The 18,281-nt window shown below is 34.5% G+C and carries 14 protein-coding genes and 1 pseudogene; 4 read left to right on the top strand and 11 right to left on the bottom strand.

Going from position 1 to position 18,281, the window contains the following annotated elements; all coding sequences use genetic code 11:
• Nucleotides 1–134 precede the first annotated feature (134 nt).
• Nucleotides 135–1,151, top strand: coding sequence for an LCP family protein (locus tag AC3WVZ_RS01075; protein WP_002163841.1), 1,017 nt, complete (start codon nt 135–137; stop codon nt 1,149–1,151).
• 234 nt (nt 1,152–1,385) lie between these two features.
• On the top strand, nt 1,386–2,648 hold the full coding sequence (locus AC3WVZ_RS01070) for a VanW family protein (protein ID WP_000777355.1): 1,263 nt from the start codon (nt 1,386–1,388) through the stop codon (nt 2,646–2,648).
• 42 nt (nt 2,649–2,690) lie between these two features.
• Here AC3WVZ_RS01070 and AC3WVZ_RS01065 read toward each other — a convergent pair whose 3' ends face one another.
• On the bottom strand, nt 2,691–2,963 hold the full coding sequence (locus AC3WVZ_RS01065) for a hypothetical protein (protein WP_000288803.1): 273 nt from the start codon (nt 2,961–2,963) through the stop codon (nt 2,691–2,693).
• 16 nt (nt 2,964–2,979) lie between these two features.
• Complete coding sequence (locus AC3WVZ_RS01060) at nt 2,980–3,498, bottom strand: RNase A-like domain-containing lipoprotein (protein ID WP_000822694.1); 519 nt, start codon at nt 3,496–3,498, stop codon at nt 2,980–2,982.
• A gap of 397 nt (nt 3,499–3,895) precedes the next feature.
• On the opposite strand from AC3WVZ_RS01060, the gene AC3WVZ_RS01055 reads away from it, so the two are divergent.
• Nucleotides 3,896–4,444: a TVP38/TMEM64 family protein gene (locus tag AC3WVZ_RS01055; protein WP_000852222.1), complete on the top strand. Its 549-nt coding sequence runs from the start codon at nt 3,896–3,898 to the stop codon at nt 4,442–4,444.
• A gap of 63 nt (nt 4,445–4,507) precedes the next feature.
• On the opposite strand, the gene AC3WVZ_RS01050 is transcribed toward AC3WVZ_RS01055, so the two are convergent.
• From AC3WVZ_RS01050 to AC3WVZ_RS01040, 3 genes are all read right to left on the bottom strand, one after another.
• A complete protein-coding gene (locus AC3WVZ_RS01050; protein WP_000730383.1) occupies nt 4,508–6,208 on the bottom strand; it encodes a M4 family metallopeptidase in 1,701 nt (566 codons plus the stop codon).
• A 166-nt stretch (nt 6,209–6,374) separates the two neighbouring features.
• Nucleotides 6,375–6,506: a quorum-signaling peptide NprX gene (nprX, locus tag AC3WVZ_RS01045; protein ID WP_000738910.1), complete on the bottom strand. Its 132-nt coding sequence runs from the start codon at nt 6,504–6,506 to the stop codon at nt 6,375–6,377.
• A gap of 2 nt (nt 6,507–6,508) precedes the next feature.
• Nucleotides 6,509–7,780 (bottom strand): tetratricopeptide repeat protein, encoded by a 1,272-nt coding sequence (locus AC3WVZ_RS01040; protein ID WP_233935883.1) that lies wholly within the window; start codon nt 7,778–7,780, stop codon nt 6,509–6,511.
• A 199-nt stretch (nt 7,781–7,979) separates the two neighbouring features.
• Here AC3WVZ_RS01040 and AC3WVZ_RS01035 point away from each other — a divergent pair, with 199 nt between their 5' ends.
• The gene (locus AC3WVZ_RS01035) at nt 7,980–9,443 is read left to right on the top strand and encodes a nicotinate phosphoribosyltransferase (protein ID WP_233935881.1); all 1,464 of its coding nucleotides are present in this window, start codon (nt 7,980–7,982) and stop codon (nt 9,441–9,443) included.
• A gap of 203 nt (nt 9,444–9,646) precedes the next feature.
• On the opposite strand, the gene AC3WVZ_RS01030 is transcribed toward AC3WVZ_RS01035, so the two are convergent.
• The 6 genes and pseudogenes from AC3WVZ_RS01030 to AC3WVZ_RS01005 all read right to left on the bottom strand — a co-directional run bounded on the left by AC3WVZ_RS01030 (nt 9,647) and on the right by AC3WVZ_RS01005 (nt 18,274).
• Complete coding sequence (locus AC3WVZ_RS01030) at nt 9,647–12,013, bottom strand: heavy metal translocating P-type ATPase (RefSeq protein ID WP_233935879.1); 2,367 nt, start codon at nt 12,011–12,013, stop codon at nt 9,647–9,649.
• A gap of 23 nt (nt 12,014–12,036) precedes the next feature.
• Complete coding sequence (locus AC3WVZ_RS01025) at nt 12,037–12,414, bottom strand: ArsR/SmtB family transcription factor (RefSeq protein ID WP_000918378.1); 378 nt, start codon at nt 12,412–12,414, stop codon at nt 12,037–12,039.
• A gap of 328 nt (nt 12,415–12,742) precedes the next feature.
• The gene (locus tag AC3WVZ_RS01020; protein ID WP_001284893.1) at nt 12,743–14,158 is read right to left on the bottom strand and encodes an amino acid permease; all 1,416 of its coding nucleotides are present in this window, start codon (nt 14,156–14,158) and stop codon (nt 12,743–12,745) included.
• Between the two features lie 103 nt (nt 14,159–14,261).
• On the bottom strand, nt 14,262–15,395 hold the full coding sequence (gene ald / locus AC3WVZ_RS01015) for an alanine dehydrogenase (protein WP_001219742.1): 1,134 nt from the start codon (nt 15,393–15,395) through the stop codon (nt 14,262–14,264).
• Between the two features lie 369 nt (nt 15,396–15,764).
• Nucleotides 15,765–17,636: pseudogene (locus AC3WVZ_RS01010) on the bottom strand (glycerophosphoryl diester phosphodiesterase membrane domain-containing protein).
• 155 nt (nt 17,637–17,791) lie between these two features.
• Nucleotides 17,792–18,274 (bottom strand): helical membrane plugin domain-containing protein, encoded by a 483-nt coding sequence (locus AC3WVZ_RS01005; RefSeq protein ID WP_001040540.1) that lies wholly within the window; start codon nt 18,272–18,274, stop codon nt 17,792–17,794.
• Nucleotides 18,275–18,281 lie beyond the last annotated feature (7 nt).

Raw genomic sequence — 18,281 nt, 5'->3', positions numbered from 1 at the left:
ATAGGTGTCTTATAAATAATCAAGACATCTATTTTTTATACATGTACAATCGCTTTTATTTAGCGTAAAATATTTTTTATGTGTTTGAATACACTTCTAAATGTATACACTTTGATAGTTTTAAAGGAGAAAAAATGATGAAATCCGACACGAACAACAATACGCGAGCCAAAAAAGGACGCTCAAAGAAAAAACGCCTACTTTGGTTCCTTCTTATTCCATTACTAATTGTAGCACTTGGAGCAGGAGGCTACTCCTTCCATATATACAGTAAAGCAAAGTCCGTCTTAAATAACGCTTATGCTGAACTAGGTCGAGGAGATAAGTCCAGTAAACGTGAAAAAGCTGTTAAACCTATGACCGACAATATTTCCGTACTAATTATGGGTGTTGATGAAAGTGATATTAGGGAAAAAGGTTATGGAAAAGCAACTCGAACAGATGCGTTATTACTTGCAACAATTAATAAAAACGATAAATCCGTTAAACTTGTAAGCATTCCACGTGACTCACGCGTCTACATTAAATCACGTGATAAATACGATAAAATCACACATGCGCACGTATTCGGTGGTGTAGACAGCACAATTGATACGGTAGAGAACTTTTTAGATGTTCCAGTTGACTACTATGTAAAATTCAATTTTAAATCCTTTATTAAAATTGTTGATTCTCTTGGTGGTATTACTGTAGACGTTCCAGTTGAGTTCACAGAGCAAAATAGTAAAGATGAAGCAGATGCCATTCATCTAAAAAAAGGACGTCAACATTTAAATGGAGAAGAGGCACTGGCACTAGCTAGAACTCGTCATATCGATAGTGATTATATGCGTGGTCAACGTCAACAGCTTGTATTAGAGGCCATTGCTGAAAAGGCACTATCTCTTAATTCCATTAATAAAATCGGTGGCCTACTAGACGCTGTCGATAAAGATTTAAAAACTAATTTAACTTTTGATGATATGATGACAATTACAAAAAATTCAATGGATTCAAATTTAAAAATGGAAAAAATGCAAGTAGAGGGTACAGATAAATATATAGGTGGTATTTATTATTACGTTCCAAATGAAAAAAGCGTCGATACTATTTCAACTACCCTTCAAAAACATCTCGGTGTTACGAATAAAAATGAACATAAAAAATTATAATAAAAAGGCTGCTAGATCTTTCTAGACAGCCTTTTTATTATATTTTTCAACATATTTTTCATACACATTGTGACAAGAAGTGACAATTATTACAGCGGTGTAACATTTTTTATGAAAACATTACACACACAGTGAAAATAATAGTATACTAGTACGTACATAATGTTATTTTCATCATTTTTATACAAAAAATGTAATACATATATTTATACATAAATTTCTGGGGGGAAATAAATGAAGCTAAGTAAAATACTGATTGGTTCTGCAATTGCTGGGGGCATATTACTTTGTGTAGGCGGTGTTGGGGGATATCAATATGTATCCAAATTAAATAATCAATTAGATACTACTGCATTACCAAATACTACATTTGAAGGTATTTCTCTCGACGGAAAAAATAAGAAGGATATTCAAGCAATTATTAATCAAAAGGTAACTGAGTTAGATCAAAAATCCCTTACCTACATATTCCAAAACGATAAACAAACTTACACATGGAAAGATTTAGGGATAAATTATAAAGAGAAAGATATTATTGACAAAATCTTCAAAGAACAAGAAGGAAACGTAATGAATCGTTACAAAATGCGTAAGCAAGCTGAAAACGGTGAATTAAAACGTGACTATAAATTAACACCACAATTAAATGCAACAGCTTATGAAACCTTTATAAAAGATAAATATAATGAAACATTAAAAAATCCTGTTAACGCAGAATTAAGTATTGAAGGCTCAACAGTAAATATTAGTCAAAGCCAAAACGGAGAAAAAATTGATAAAGGGAAACTAAGCGGTTTAACAAATGAAGCTATTACTACTGGTAAATCAGATGTTACATTACCAGTTACATTCATAAAACCAGAACGTTCTACAGAAGACATACAGAAAATGGGTATTAAAGAAGTCATTGCTGAATATTCTACTCCAATGGCTGGCCGTAACGGAAATCAATCATTTAACGTAAATAAGTCAGCTAATACTTTAAGTGGGGTTATTGTCGCACCTGATGAAACATTTAGTTTTAACGGTCGCGTTGGCGTAACTGATGCTGCACATGGTTATAAATCTGCAGCAGTATATTCACAAGGTAAAGTAATACAAAGTGCAGGCGGAGGAGTTTGCCAAGTCAGTAGTACATTATACAGTGCAGCTTTAAGGGCAGATTTAGGCATTGTTTCTCGAAGCAATCATTCTATGCCAGTAAATTATTTACCACTTGGACAAGATGCAGCAGTAGCAGATTATGGTCCAGATTTAAAATTTAAAAATAATACAGGCAATCATATTTATATTCAAGCATTTTCAAATGGAGGTAGTATTACTACACGCATTTTCGGTACAAATACTGGTAAAAATGTTGAAGTTTCTTCTCAAGTAATTAGTAGAACTAGTGATAAAATCACCGCGGTTACGTATAAAAAAGTAACACAAAACGGGGAAGTAATATCAAATGGACAAATTTCAAAAAGCGTATATAAAAGCGCTCCAAAAGAATAGATAATATCAACCGAATAGCATAAAGAAAAAGGCGTGATTTAATCACGCCTTTTTCTTTTGCAGTAATAGTAAAAAAGTTTCAAGATGGTCTTTCGTTTCTTCTAAAGACCACATACGATTTCCTTGCTTCGCAGCTAATACACACGCCTCTTCCCACGCGTTCTTTTTCTTCATATTTATTAATTCATCACGTAATTTCAAAACAATTTCTTCGTCTTCTTGTTCAATAAACTCTTCCATCACGCTTACTATTTCATCCTCATGAATACTTAACGTACAGTACGATTTAAGAAAGTATTGTAATGTCGTATACATAATGTACTCCCCCTTCTTATTTATCAGATGGATAAGAAGTAATAATCTTAAACCCTAATTCTCCTGACTTATCTCTTGCTAAAACAGTAACAGTTTTTACTAACTTGTCTTTTACACTCATATTTTTCTTTATTACCGTTTTTCCAACAGGAAATGAATGAGTTGTATTTAATACGAGACGAGCCTCTTTAGAATTTTTTAACCAATCTTGAATTTCCTTGTCATGTTGCTTCAAGCTATCTTTTACAGCTTTCGTCGCTGTTTCTTTATCATAGTATGTACTTGCGGCTGACACTTTATCTGTCTTCAAGCGATTCTTCAAATCCTCTTCTGACTTGCCTACATGTCTTTCAATCGTATGACCATTTTTAGGTGGTCCTTCCATTTCATCTAAAATATTATCACTAATTTTTTCTACCGATGTAGCTTGATTCCCTGTCTGTTTCTCTGTTTTTTGTTCTTTTCCTGCACATCCGCTTAAGATCAGCATTAATGCCAATAAACTACTGAAGAAAAGACTACTTATTCGTTTCATCATATCACCTCTTCCATGATTATTATCGCAACTTCACTAAAAGTCAATTTCACAACGAAAAAATCTATCAGTTTTCATTTTTTTCATCTATTTTTCCATATTTACCCCAGCAATTTCATCAACCCTCTATTTTTGCCTTTTATAATATATACCCCCTATATTTTTCGATTATTTCCCAGATGAAATCACAGATAACATAACTATAAAACTCTTTTATACAAAGGTTTTTATAGTATTTTTAAAAATATTTTAAAATACCCCTATTTTCATATACCTAATACCCATATAAGGTATAAAAACACCTTCTTATCAACGTTTTTCTACATTATGTAAATTTACCCTTGCCTATACAAACGAAATGTGGTGTAATGCAAAAAAAGATAAAGGATTTTAAACAATGGCTGAAACGATTCAAAATTTCTTAACAGAATACTATTCAATCGCAATTCCACTTAGTATCTTAATTAACATCATCATTAGTCTTTTAGGTTTTATCCCTAGTATTTTTTTAACCGCCATTAATATACAGCTCTTTGGCGTAACAAATGGTACTGTTATTTCGATCGCAGGCGAAGCATTAGGGGCTATTATCTCGTTTTATATTTACCGCATGGGCCTTCAAAAGTTCACTCACGATAAAGTAAATAAATACCCAAAGGTAGAGCGTCTTCTTTATGTAGAAGGTAGAGAGGCCTTTCTACTCGTTCTATCGTTTCGCTTGATACCTTTCATCCCATCAAGTATTGTGACTTTATTTGCGGCTCTAGGTAAGATGTCATTACTCTCCTTCAGTATTGCCAGCACAATAGGGAAAATACCGGCATTGTTAATCGAAGTATATTCTGCCTATCATGTCATGAACGGAACAAATGAAGCAAAGTGGATTGTGACAATTGCAGGTTGTATCGGATTATATTATTTGTGGAAAAAATGGAGAAAAAAATAAAGAAGGAGCATAGGCTCCTTCTTTATTTTTGAGGTATTTTATTAATAGCTATCCTTTAAATCCTTAGTTAATACCAACAGCACTAAATGATTGCTTAACTGCTGCTACTTCCGCAGAAGTCGCACCATATAAATCAGCTGCAGCTTGTACTGCACCAGCACGAGCTTGGCTAAATGTAGTAGATTGCGTGAAATATTGTGTATTTGCACGGTAATAAATTGCACCTAACTTATCTTTACCAATGCCCGTTACAGTTACACCCGAATGCGTACCACCATTTGCTAATAAATAAGCTTGTTTGTTAATGATACCACTGTTTGTATGAACCCCACCGTTATCACTAGTACCAGTGTAACGCTTAGAATAATGGTCTGGATCACCGTATTTCGCTGGATCACTCATAGAGCGAAGCGCATCTCCTGCTTTACCAGGCGTATAAATATCTTCACCAATCTCCCAATCCGGGTTACGGTTATCATAGAATTCTACTAAAGTACCAAAAATATCAGAAATTGCTTCATTTAGCGCTCCTGATTCATTTTGATAAATTAAGTCCGAGCTATTTTCAGTAACAGCATGCGTTAATTCGTGACCAATTACATCAATTCCACCAGATAATGAAGTGAATGTTACACCATCACCATCTCCGTATACCATTTGTGAGCCATTCCAGAATGCATTATTATACTTACTTCCGTAATGAACTGTCGATTTTAACGGAGCTCCTGCATCATTAATAGAGTTTCTGTTAAATGTAGCTTTATAATAATCATATGTTCTACCTGCATAGTAATGAGCATCTACTGCTGCTGCATCATACGCTGCATTGAAAACATTATCTGCATCTACCCATAAAGTTCCTGGCAATGTAGTACGATTTTTCGCATCATATGTGAAAATTGTTGCCCCGCGCGTATTATCTTGCAAGTAGTAAGATGAACCAGATAACGTTGTATTAAGTGATTTTGTATCTCCTAATACACCTTTACCAGTTCCTACTTTATTTGTTCCTGTTACAGGTTTTACTACTGCTTTCGCATCCTGTTTAGGAGCCTCTTGCTTAACTGGTGATTTATCTTCATTTGTTACATGATCCAATTTATTATATTTATTTAATACTTTACCGCTGTCTGCTTCAATGAAATAGTAGTAGTTTCCTGGACTTGGATCTAAGAAGTTTAGATTTACAACGTATGCATATGTTGTTTCTTCACCATTTTGATATACATATAAGTCCGCTTTTGGTTCTACCTCATATTTCGGTGTTACCCCTAAATCTTGCTGCGCGATTTCAATCGCTTTTGCGCCTTCAATCTTATTTTTATTTTTCAACTTTTCCTTCTTGTCTAAATCAGGTGCAACTGTTCCAGACAATACTTTTAAAGAACCGTCTTTACTTACGTGAGCTACTTGAGTAGAACCCCATACAGGTACTCCTTCGTAAACTTGTTGCATACGTACTACTGTTGAATCAGTTACAGCATCTTTCTTCACTTGTTTCACTTTGAAAGAATCTTGCGCACTCTTTTCCCCTAGCTTGTAATCACCTTTTGCTGCATTTAAGTAATCAAACACAACAGATTCCGCTTTCTTACCAGTCGCTCCAGTTAGATCACCAGAAATAAACTCAGGTGACTGTACTGTCTCATTGTACTTCTTCGTAGAGAGTACATTTTTAGAATCCGCAAATGCAGAGCCTGTCCCTCCAAATGTTGTAACTGCCATTCCTGTCGCTAACACTAACGCTAAACTTTTCTTTTTCATGAACCTTCCCCCTAATAAAAATTTTTTTTGAAAAAGAGTAGTTTTATATTAGCATTATGTTTCCACTATTAATATACTAAAAATTCAAATAATTATTTTCTCAAGTTTTGTAGAATTTTGAGGAACAAATATTGAAAAAACCCTTTCCGATTGGAAAGGGTGGAGATTATAAATTAACTTGTTCAACAGTTTTAGCTTGTTGACCAACAATATCAGGTTTACTGCTATATTGATGTATTCCTCCAGCAACTGTAAGAGTCAATATAAACGCCAATACTCCAAATACCATCTTTTTCATGTTTATTCCTCCTTATTATCATTCATTAAATCAATAACTAACCTATAATATCGATTACTTTCTTCAAATCTCGATAAACTGGAAAAATGTTCTGCTAGTTCAACGTATACTTTCTTTAATTCTATTTTATTTCCTGCAGATTTATACAACGGGATAGCCTCATTTTCCAAAAATGCTTTATAATCTTTTGCTTCTTCAAAATATTTATATCTAAGCATTAAAAGCAAATATAATTTTGCATTAAATCTCTCTTCCTGTTTTGCTGCATCAATTCCCTTATCAATTAATGTCCTTGCCTCTTCCCATTCTTCTAATTTAATGCATACTAATGCCATTTCGTATATTGTATCTAAATAGTTTAAATCTATTTGTTTTTGAAGTTGTAGACTATCTAAATAATATTTTTTCGCTTGCTGATATTTACCTTTTTTATAATAGATACTTCCCATATTACTTAAAGTAATAGCTAATAGTACATCCTTATCAGCAAAAGATGTGGCCTCTCTCAATATACTCTCATACATTTTTAAAGCTTCTTCATACTGACCTTTTTCTGTATAACTTACCGCAATAAGGATTTGGCAATTAATTATATTTCTAAACTTATATTCACTACGAAATCCTTCTAATGCCATATTTACAAAATGAATTGCAAGATGATGAATATCTAAATGAGTATATGCAAGCGCTATATTATAATACAAGCCTGTTTCATGATACCCTTGTTCTTTGGCCATTACTTCTGTTTTTAATAAGTAATCTAGCCCATCCTTCCATCTATACTGTAAACAGCACAATAATCCTCTACTATACATATATAACAACTTCTGAAATGGAGAATATTTTTTATATACCTTCTTCAACTTATCTAATTCTTCTTCGAGTGCAGAAATATCCCTTTTCATAATTAAATAACGTGTATACAGCAGTTTATAATAATTTATAATTTCAAAATCCAACACATGCTTCATTTCACCTTGCAACTCTTCATATATACGTTCTACTTGTTGCTTGTCTAAATGAACTAGTGCATTTAACCATTCATCTAGCTTCCCCTTCACATCTTCTTCTACATCTCTCAAATCCGTCACAGCAATTTCTAGTCTTGTGCAGAGCAATTGTAGAATTTCTTCTGATGCTTCGATCTTTCCATTTTCGATCTTACTTAAGTATGAGACAGAACAAATGCCCTGACATAATTCTTCTTGTGTCATTTTTTGCTGGAGCCGTTTATAAAAGACTTGTTTGCCTATTTTTTCTAATGTTTGTTGCATTGTCCTCCTCCATTCTCATTACCCCCATTACTCTAATAATACATAAAATTTGGAGAAATATAAATTGATAAATATAAATTTTCTAAAAAATATGCATAATTTCATTTTTTTCTCTCTTGACTTCACATCAATATCTCTTCTTTGCTACGAATGGTGAAAAATTGGTATACTATAACCAAATTATGGAGGTGTTCTTGCGATGACTCATTATAAAGACGATAGTTATGCCTTACATACAGACCTATATCAAATCAACATGGCTTATACATATTGGAAAGATGGTATTCATAATCGCCGTTCTGTTTTTGATTTATATTTTCGAAAGCTTCCATTTGAGAACGGCTACGCTGTTTTTGCTGGCCTTGAGAAAATTGTAGAGTACATAGAAAATTTCAGTTTTACTGAAAGCGATATCGCTTACTTAGCAGAATTACAATTCGAAGAAGAATTCCTTCATTATTTACAAAATATGAAATTCACTGGGACGATTCGCAGTATGCAAGAAGGTGAAGTTGTATTTAATAACGAGCCTTTATTACGTGTTGATGCACCACTTGGTGAAGCACAAATTATTGAGACTGCCCTCTTAAATATTGTGAATTACCAAACATTAATTGCCACAAAAGCAGCACGTATGAAACATGCTGCAAGTAATGATGAGCTTTTAGAGTTCGGCACAAGACGTGCCCATGAGTTCGATGCTGCCCTTTGGGGGACGCGTGCTGCCTTTATTGGTGGTTTCTCCTCTACAAGCAACGTTCGTGCTGGGAAACGCTTTGGGATTCCTGTAGCTGGCACACACGCTCACTCTTTCGTTCAAGCATATCGCGATGAATACGTCGCGTTTAAAAAATACGCTGAAACTCATAAAAAGTGCGTCTTTCTCGTTGATACATATGACACATTGAAATCTGGTGTTCCAAATGCGATTCGTGTTGCAAAAGAATTTGGGGATCGTATTGATTTCTATGGCATACGTCTTGATAGTGGTGATATGGCTTATTTATCGAAAAAGGCACGAAAACTACTAGATGAAGCAGGGTTTACAAATACAAAAATTATCGCTTCTAGCGATTTAGATGAATACACAATTATGCACCTTAAATCTCAAGGAGCAAAAATTGACGTATGGGGCGTTGGAACGAAATTAATTACGTCCTTTGAGCAACCTGCATTGGGGGCTGTTTACAAACTCGTTGCGATTGAAGATACTGACGGAAAATTAAATGATACAATTAAAATTTCATCTAACCCTGAAAAAATTACCACTCCAGGACTGAAACGAATTTATCGTATTATCAATCGGGTTAACGATCATGCAGAAGGCGATTATATTACGTTAGATTCTGAAGAACCAGGAAAAGAAGAGCGCTTAAAAATGTTCCATCCAGTTCACACATATATAAGTAAATTCGTAACAAACTTTGAAGCCCGTGAACTGCATAAAGACATTTTCGTTAACGGTGAAAGAACATATGAACTACCAAGTATATTAGATATTCAAAAATATAATGAACAGAGCCTCTCTCTATTTTGGGAAGAATATATGCGAACTTTAAACCCTGAAGAATACCCTGTCGATTTAAGCCAAGAGTGCTGGGATCATAAAATGAATTACATTCAAACAGTTCGAGAACAAGTTGAAAAAAACATACAAAAGTAAACAGAGAAGTTTCCCCTTCTCTGTTTTTTCAATACTATATGGATATTTGTAAAAAATATATTAAAATAATAAGACGAATGTATTTTATTTGTAAATTTTAATATTATACTATTTTAAAGTAAAATAATATTTGATATTATTTTATTGAGTCAATTTCAACAAAATCACCAATAAAAAAGAGGACGCGGTTCGCGTCCTCTTTTTTATAAATCTTTCACTCGTAATACACGCATTGCATTTAACACTGCAAGTAGTGTCACACCAACATCTGAGAAAACAGCTTCCCACATTGTTGCAATACCAAAGGCACCAAGTAATAAAACGATCCCTTTTACACCTAGAGCAAAGATGATATTTTGCCACACTATACTTCTTGTGCGTTTTGCAATTTTTACAGCTGTCGCAATTTTTGAAGGCTCATCAGTCATAATAACGATGTCTGCCGCTTCAATTGCTGCATCTGACCCTAAACCACCCATCGCAATACCAACGTCTGCACGGGCTAATACTGGTGTATCGTTAATACCGTCACCAACGAAGGCAATTTTTTCTTTTCCGTGCTTCGCTGCATCAATTTTTTCAATCTCTTCTACTTTTTGTTGCGGTAGTAATTCCGCATGAACTTCATCTAAGCCTAATTCTTTACCAACAGCTTCACCAACTGGTTTTGCATCACCAGTTAACATTACTGTCTTTTTAATACCTAGTTCTTTTAACTTTTGAATCGCTTGTTTCGAATCCTCTTTTACCTCATCAGAGATAACAATATAACCTGCATATCTTCCATCTACAGCAACGTGAACTAATGTACCTACTGTTTCTGGTTGCTTAAATTCAATATTTTCTTTTCTCATTAATTTTGCATTACCTGCAAAAATTTCTTTTCCTTGTACTTTTACGACTGTACCGTGACCAGAAATTTCGTTATAATCATCGATTATTTTTTCATCAATTGATTTTCCATATGCCTTTCGAATAGATTGGGCAATTGGATGGTTAGAATATACTTCAGCAAATGCCGCATACTCTAATAACTCTTCACTTGTAGTGCCTTCGCTCGGTTCCATTTTTGTAACTTTGAAAACACCTTTTGTTAATGTTCCTGTTTTGTCAAAAACAATATATTTCACATCATTTAAAGCTTCTAAATAGTTACTACCTTTTACTAACACACCACTTTTAGATGCACCACCAATACCTCCAAAGAATCCAAGAGGAATGGATACAACTAACGCACATGGACAAGAGATTACTAAGAACACTAAAGCTCTATAAATCCACTCAGAGAATGTAGCTCCTTCTAAAATAAGTGGTGGAATAAACGCCATGATTGCCGCTGTAATAACTACAACTGGAGTGTAGTAACGTGCAAACTTCGTAATAAAGTTTTCCGTTGGTGCTTTTTTACTGCTTGCATTTTGAACTAAATCTAAAATTTTCGATACAGTTGATTCACCGAATTCTTTTGTAACTTCAATTGTCAAAACACCGTTTTGGTTCACAAAGCCACTTAATACATCATTTCCAACTTCAACTTCACGTGGTACAGATTCACCTGTTAATGCTGAAGTATCTACCATTGATGTTCCTTCAATTACTTTTCCGTCTAACGGCACTTTCTCACCTGGCTTAACGATAATATAATCGCCAATTTGTACATCTTCTGGTGATACTTGTTTCGTTTCATTTCCAACCTTTACATTCGCATAATCAGGACGAATATCCATTAATGAAGTAATTGATTTTCGAGAGCGGTTTACCGCAATGCTTTGGAATAGTTCTCCTACTTGATAAAATAGCATTACTGCTACAGCTTCTGAGTATTGTTGAATTGCAAAAGCTCCTACAGTTGCAATTGCCATTAAGAAGTTTTCATCAAATACTTGGCCACGAGTTATGTTTCTTACCGCTCTCCAAACGATATCTCCACCTATTAATAAATAAGCAAGGACGAATAACGGAATTGTTACCATTTGTGGTAAGCCCGCTAATGCAGCAATTGCTGTCAAAATTCCGCCGACCACTAATCTCCCTACCATCTTTTTCACATTTGCTTCACCATGATCATGACTATGCCCGTGGTCATGACCGTTCTTCTCTTCACGAACAACTTTCACGTCTGGCTCTAACTTTTGAACGACATTTGTTATATTTGCTACAGTCGCTTCTAGTTCTCTTTTATTCGCAACTTCTACTCGTAGTTTCTTCGATACGAAATCAACAGTTGCTTCTGAGACAGCTGGCATTTCCTTAACTTTATTTTCAATTTTCATTGCACAGTTCGCGTAATCTAAACCTTCTAATATAAATACTTCTTTAGCAATTTTATTTTTTTGTTCTTCTTGCACTTTAATATGCGGTTCTAATTTTGTAACGAGTTGTTTTGCTTCCGTAACAACTTCGTTTTCTTTATTTTGTGCCGTTTCTAAAATCATTGTCTTTGTTGCAAAGTTTACAGAGCAAGAATTTACTCCTTCTATATTCCCAACACCTTTTTCAATTTTCATTGCACAATTCGCACAATCTAAACCTTCTAACATCAGTTTCTTTTTCACTAACGCTTCAGCCATCGTTCTCCCTCCTCGCGTTCTTTTTATTCTTCTTCGTTTACGTGTTCAAACGCTTGCTCGAAGATATGAATTACGTGCTGGTCAGCTAACGAATAATAAACAACCTTTCCTTCTTTACGATTCTTCACAAGTTTCGCTTGCTTTAACACACGAAGCTGATGCGAAATAGATGATTGTGTCATTCCTAATAAATAAGCTAAATCACAAACGCACATTTCAGCTTCAAATAGCGCATGTAATATTCTCGTACGTGTACGGTCACCTAATACTTTAAATAGTTCTGCTACTTTACTTAAACTTTCATCAGTTGGAATTGTTTGTTTTACTTGCTCTACAACTTCTTCATGAATTATCGTTTGAGAACATGTCTCTTGTGGTGTTTCTACTTTATTTCCAGCCATTATAGCTCACCTCTTTAATTGAACATATGAACAATCATTCATATATCTTATACTCTTATTATATGAGCGTCTACTCATATGTGTCAATGAAATCTGAATTTTTTTTATGAACATTCCGTTCACATTTTAATAAGTCGTATACATATTTTCCGCACCCTCTATATTCTCATACAAAAAAGGATGCACAATTCGCACACCCTTTTTCATATTCCGACATAAAAATTCAACAAAGTAATATACATTCCCTTTATTTCAACAAAAGAAAAAGCCTTGCGCGCTCCCTAGACGCACAAGGCTTACTATACTTATATCCCTTTTAATTAAGCTTTTAATTAGCTTGTTCTAAATTATCCTGCGAACTTCCATCGTCTTTTAAATGACTATGTTTTTTCGAATAAACAAAGTATACAACTACTCCAATTGCTAACCAAGCACCGAAGTACATCCATGTTTTTAATGGTAGATTTACCATTAAGAATAGACAACATGCAATCGAAATAATCGGCAAGATCGGTACAAGTGGTACCATAAATCCACGTTGTAATTTTGGATGTGTTTTACGAAGAATAATAACTGACACACCAACCATCGCAAATGTTAACAACGCTCCAATATTCGCTAAATTCGACAATTCTTTTAAATCGATAAATCCAGCAATTAAAGCACTACCAATTCCTGTTAACCAAACTGTAAATGTTGGCGCTTCTGTCTTTTTATTAATTTTCGCGAAAGATTCTGGCAATAAACCGTCACGGCTCATCGCAAAGAATACACGTGTCGTTGCATAAATGTAAGCAAAAATTACTGCCATAATACCAATTACAGCTCCAATTGCGATTACACCTGCTACTTTATCTTGTCCTACAACTTCTAACACATATGCCATAGCTTCTGGTACATCTAATTCTTTATAAGAAACCATACCCGTCATAACGAGACAAACTACAACATAAATGATTGTACAAATGACTAACGAAGCGATAATACCAATCGGTAGATCACGTTGCGGATTTTTTACCTCTTCAGCAGAAGTTGCTAATGCATCAAATCCTAAGAAAGCAAAGAATACTGCTGCTCCCCCCGCGAAAACTCCACTTAAACCGTACGGTGCAAATGGTATCCAGTTTTCTGGTTTCACGTAGAATACACCAACTGCAATGAATAAAACAACGATACCAATTTTAATTAATACCATTATGTTATTCACGCGTTTACTTTCTTTCGTACCTCTTGATAATAACCAAGTTATAACTAATGTAACGATAACTGCTGGTAAATTCACCATACCACCTTGAGACGGAATCGTTAGCAGTGCTTTTGGAATTTCAAGCCCTAATCCACTCACTAAGTTATGGAAGTAACCAGTCCATCCGCCAGCTACTGCGGCAGTCGTTACAACATATACGGATAGTAATGTCCATCCCATTAAATGAGCTACAAACTCACCAATTGTTGCATATGAGTATGTGTACACACTACCTGAAACAGGAAGTGTAGAAGCCACCTCTGCGTAACATAATGCTGCAAATCCACAAACGATGGCTGCAATCATGAATGAAAAAATAACTGCTGGACCAGCATCTCTTGCTGCTACTAATCCAGTTAATACTAGAACTCCTGTACCAATTATCGCACCAATCCCTAGCATTGTTAGGTCAAATGCCCCTAGCGTTTTCGTCAAAGTTTTACTTTTACTTTCCCCTAACAATTGCGTAACGGATTTCTTTTTAAATAGGTTGGCCACGATGTATGCCCCCTTTTGCCAAGAAGAGCTAAGAGATCTTCACTCTTAGCTCTTATCATGTTGTTTTATATATTGTTCGATTTTGTTTTGTATAATGCTTCTATTAGCAAGATACTGTTTCTGCTTCTAATAATTCTTTAGCACCTTTGTACTCTACACCGTGAGCTTCTGCAACTGCTTCGAATGTTACATAGCCATCTAATGTGTTAATACCTTTTAGTAATGCAGAGTTGCCTAGGCAAGCTTCTTTGTAGCCTTTGTTAGCAATTTGTACTGCATATGGTACTGTTACGTTTGTTAATGCAAGAGTTGATGTACGTGGAACCGCACCTGGCATGTTTGCAACTGCATAATGAACAACGCCGTGTTTTTCGTAAGTTGGGTTATCATGAGTTGTAATACGGTCAGTTGTTTCGAAAATACCACCTTGGTCAATCGCGATATCTACAACAACAGAACCTGGTTCCATTGATTTAATCATTTCTTCTGTTACAAGTTTTGGAGCTTTTGCACCTGGGATTAATACTGCACCGATTACAAGATCAGACTCTTTAACAGCTTCTGCAATATTGTAAGGATTAGACATTAAAGTTTTTACTTGGTTTCCGAAAATGTCATCTAATTGACGAAGACGTTCTGCACTTAAGTCGATGATTGTTACATCCGCACCTAGTCCAACTGCAATTTTAGCAGCATTTGTACCAGCTTGTCCACCACCGATGATTGTTACTTTACCACGTTTAACCCCTGGAACACCTGCAAGTAAGATACCTTTACCGCCTTTGTTTTTCTCAAGGAATTGTGCACCAATTTGTGCAGCCATACGACCAGCTACTTCACTCATAGGTGCAAGTAATGGTAATGAACGGTTTTCTAATTGTACTGTTTCATATGCGATAGAAACAACTTTTTTCTCGATTAAAGCTTTTGTTAATTCTGGCTCCGGAGCTAAGTGTAAGTATGTGAACAAGATTAAGCCTTCACTGAAGTGTTTGTATTCGCTTTCAATTGGTTCCTTAACTTTCATAACCATTTCCATATTCCAAGCTTCTTCAGCTGTATCAACAATTTTTGCTCCCGCTTCAACATACTGAGCATCTGTGAAACCAGACCCTAAACCTGCACCCTTTTGAATGAATACTTCGTGATTGTTACGAATTAAATGTACAACACCTGCTGGTGTCATTGCCACACGGTTTTCGTTGTTTTTAATTTCTGCTGGTACCCCAATACGCATAATGAAATGCCCCCTTATAATTAACAGAAAAAAGAGATTCTTTTTTCTTTTTGTAATAATTAATAACTTATGTCCTTATTCTAGCATAACTTAAAAGTTATGAAAACGCTAACATATCATTTTCCTAAAGTTTTTATATTTAGAATAGTGTAAATATAAAAAACATTGATTCTATTAGGGGTTTCGTGTCATTCCATTATCTTTCACTCTATTTTTATTATACTGCTTCAAAATAAACAGCAATCATTTATTATTTTACAATAATTTAACAATGTAAGAAACCTAAGCGATAACGTATACATATACAGTTATTACTTTACTCAATACTTTAGAGATATATTCTTTTCACACAAAAACAGCTGCTAGCATTTAGCTAGCAGCTGGGTAACTTATAAATAACTTAGAAAATAAATCATCTGTCGTTTCAGTAATTTTATCAAACAGATCACTTTCTTCCGCTTCTTGCTCTTTTAACATCTTAATTGTTTCACGTGCATCTTCAGGGTAATCGGTTATGATACCATCTACGTTTAACTTATAATATGCCTTTAAATTTTCCATATCATTTACTGTCCATACGTAAATTGGTTTGTTTAACTTCCTTGCTTCTTTTACTAATTTCTTATTTAACATATATTCTTCTGCTACGTAAAAGTCAGCCTTCACATTCTTTAAGTTAGCTCTACTTGCATACAGTATATACCCTACTTTTATATCTGGATTTGCACGCTTAAACTCTTTAATAAGTGGATAGTGTAACGTTTGAATTACACATTGCTTCTCAAATTCATTATCTTTAATCGTTTTTAAGACTTTGTTTACAAAATCTTTTTCGCCCCCATGAAGCTTCACTTCTATATTAAGTTTGATTTTGCCATTTGCTAGCTTAATGATTTCATCAAGTGTACTTATTTATCCTGAAAGTCCATCTTGACTAAGGGTAAGCTGCCTTAACTCAGCCATCGTTAAATCTGACACATGTACATTGGCATTTGCGAGACGTTTCAACTTCAAATCATGTATAACCGCTAGCTCACCGTCTTTCGTTTGTAATACATCTATTTCAGCGTAGTCTGCTTTTGCATCAATAGCACCTTGCACAGCTTCTTTCGTATTTTCTACGCCTTTTGATATATACCCGCGGTGCGCCATAATAATCGGTTCTTTATACGAATTTGAAATAAACGTTACAATGAAGGCAACGACCATTCCCGCAGTAATAATTCCTACAATGTATACGCCAATGAATTTCCAACGATGTTTTTGGAAGAAACATTTATCTGCTTTCGTTTTCGAATAATCTAATCCTTCTTCTAATAAAACATCCTCAACTGGAACCTTTTGTAAGTATAATCGCGTAATCGCCATAATATAAAATGGCGTCACGATAAAGCTGAATAAATACAATGTACTCGTTAAAAATACAGAAATCGTTGATTCAGCTAATAATGCAAATGTTCCTTTCGGGTTTGTAAATTCATAAACACCCCATAGGCACAATAAATACATTCCTAAAAACACGACATATACAATTCCAATTGAGATAAAAAATCCTACTAAAAAGAATAGTACTTTAAAAAAGCTTTCCTTTACTAAAGTTGCACTTTTACGTGCTGCCACGCGAAATGGTTTTTGCTCTAAAACAACAATAGGTAGAACGAAAATCCATCGAAGATTCAAATACGCGACTACAGCAAAGAACGTGTAATAACCAACTTGTCCCATCGTTGTCTTAAACAGTTCTCCTGTAATAAAGTTAGGAATTTGAATTTGCGGGATTAATGCCGTTTCATATCCCATATTTAAAAGAGGCAACAATACGACAGCATATAAAATAAATCCTGGTAAGCAATATGTGAAAAGAGTAGGTAAATACGTTACCGTTTTATATAAAATCGGACGTAATTTCACCTTCTGTCTTTTATGAGCGAAATACGAAATAATAATAAGCACCGCAAATTCTGTAAAGATAAGAAACAGTGCTAACAATGATAAAATTACGATTGCTAAGATGCCATAAGGCGTCTTTAAAAATGCTAATAATTCATCATTTGTCGCATTTGCATAACCACCAAAATACAATAACTTATTAAAAATAATCCCAAATAGTGGAACAAACACAATCGCTGCTAATAATTTATAAGCAAGTTGAAAAGTTAATACATTCCAAAAGGCAAATTTAACTGTTTGAAAGGAATGTCTCATTACTCCTGGTATAGATAGTTTTTTACGGTGTTGCATATATTCCTCCAAATTCTAAAACGGTATTTGAGATGGATTCCATATTTCCAGTTCTAATCCATCTTTTTAATAATAATATATTCCGCTTAACATGAACACTCTTATACATATAATGAAAAAAGTGATGGCTACTTCCCATCACTTTTTCATCTATTCTATTTTTTCTCTAACCCTTGTCCAAATGCTTTCAAGAAGCTAAAACCGAATGTAATAGCTCTATTGATATCTGGATCTTTTAATACTTTAAAGAAATCCATCACTTTTGTTTTTTTACCACTATTTAATTCGTCTGTTGCAAATTGCAATCCTGTAACTAAACTTGACGTAATTTGCTTCGTTATTTCTGGGTCAACTGAAGATAACGCTTCTCCTGCCCCCATCATATTGTTTAACGCATTTTTAACGGGTTCACGATTTAATTGCTCCACAGCGATTTTTGAAACATCTTCCTTCGCAGCAAGTAAACTAATTGCCGCATCTAATATACCAGCCTTCTGCAACTGTGCTAAAAGCTGCATCGTTTCTTCTACTGCTTCACGATTATTAGATAGCTCATTTAGAAGTTCATCTGCTACTTGCTGTTTCTGTTCTTCCTCTGTTACAACTTTCTTTTTAATTACAGTAATTTCTTTCGCCACTATCTCC

This window comes from Bacillus sp. CPT56D-587-MTF, from assembly GCF_058792335.1.
This window is presented reverse-complemented; position numbering and strand designations above follow the sequence as displayed.

Coding starts and splice junctions, on each gene's coding strand:
- AC3WVZ_RS01030 (WP_233935879.1), bottom strand. CDS start 12,013: ATGGCTGAAGCGTTAGTGAAAAAGAAACTGATGTTAGAAGGTTTAGAT.
- AC3WVZ_RS01035 (WP_233935881.1), top strand. CDS start 7,980: ATGACTCATTATAAAGACGATAGTTATGCCTTACATACAGACCTATAT.
- AC3WVZ_RS01075 (WP_002163841.1), top strand. CDS start 135: ATGATGAAATCCGACACGAACAACAATACGCGAGCCAAAAAAGGACGC.
- AC3WVZ_RS01065 (WP_000288803.1), bottom strand. CDS start 2,963: ATGTATACGACATTACAATACTTTCTTAAATCGTACTGTACGTTAAGT.
- AC3WVZ_RS01040 (WP_233935883.1), bottom strand. CDS start 7,780: ATGCAACAAACATTAGAAAAAATAGGCAAACAAGTCTTTTATAAACGG.
- AC3WVZ_RS01050 (WP_000730383.1), bottom strand. CDS start 6,208: ATGAAAAAGAAAAGTTTAGCGTTAGTGTTAGCGACAGGAATGGCAGTT.
- AC3WVZ_RS01070 (WP_000777355.1), top strand. CDS start 1,386: ATGAAGCTAAGTAAAATACTGATTGGTTCTGCAATTGCTGGGGGCATA.
- ald (WP_001219742.1), bottom strand. CDS start 15,395: ATGCGTATTGGGGTACCAGCAGAAATTAAAAACAACGAAAACCGTGTG.
- AC3WVZ_RS01060 (WP_000822694.1), bottom strand. CDS start 3,498: ATGAAACGAATAAGTAGTCTTTTCTTCAGTAGTTTATTGGCATTAATG.
- nprX (WP_000738910.1), bottom strand. CDS start 6,506: ATGAAAAAGATGGTATTTGGAGTATTGGCGTTTATATTGACTCTTACA.
- AC3WVZ_RS01055 (WP_000852222.1), top strand. CDS start 3,896: ATGGCTGAAACGATTCAAAATTTCTTAACAGAATACTATTCAATCGCA.
- AC3WVZ_RS01025 (WP_000918378.1), bottom strand. CDS start 12,414: ATGGCTGGAAATAAAGTAGAAACACCACAAGAGACATGTTCTCAAACG.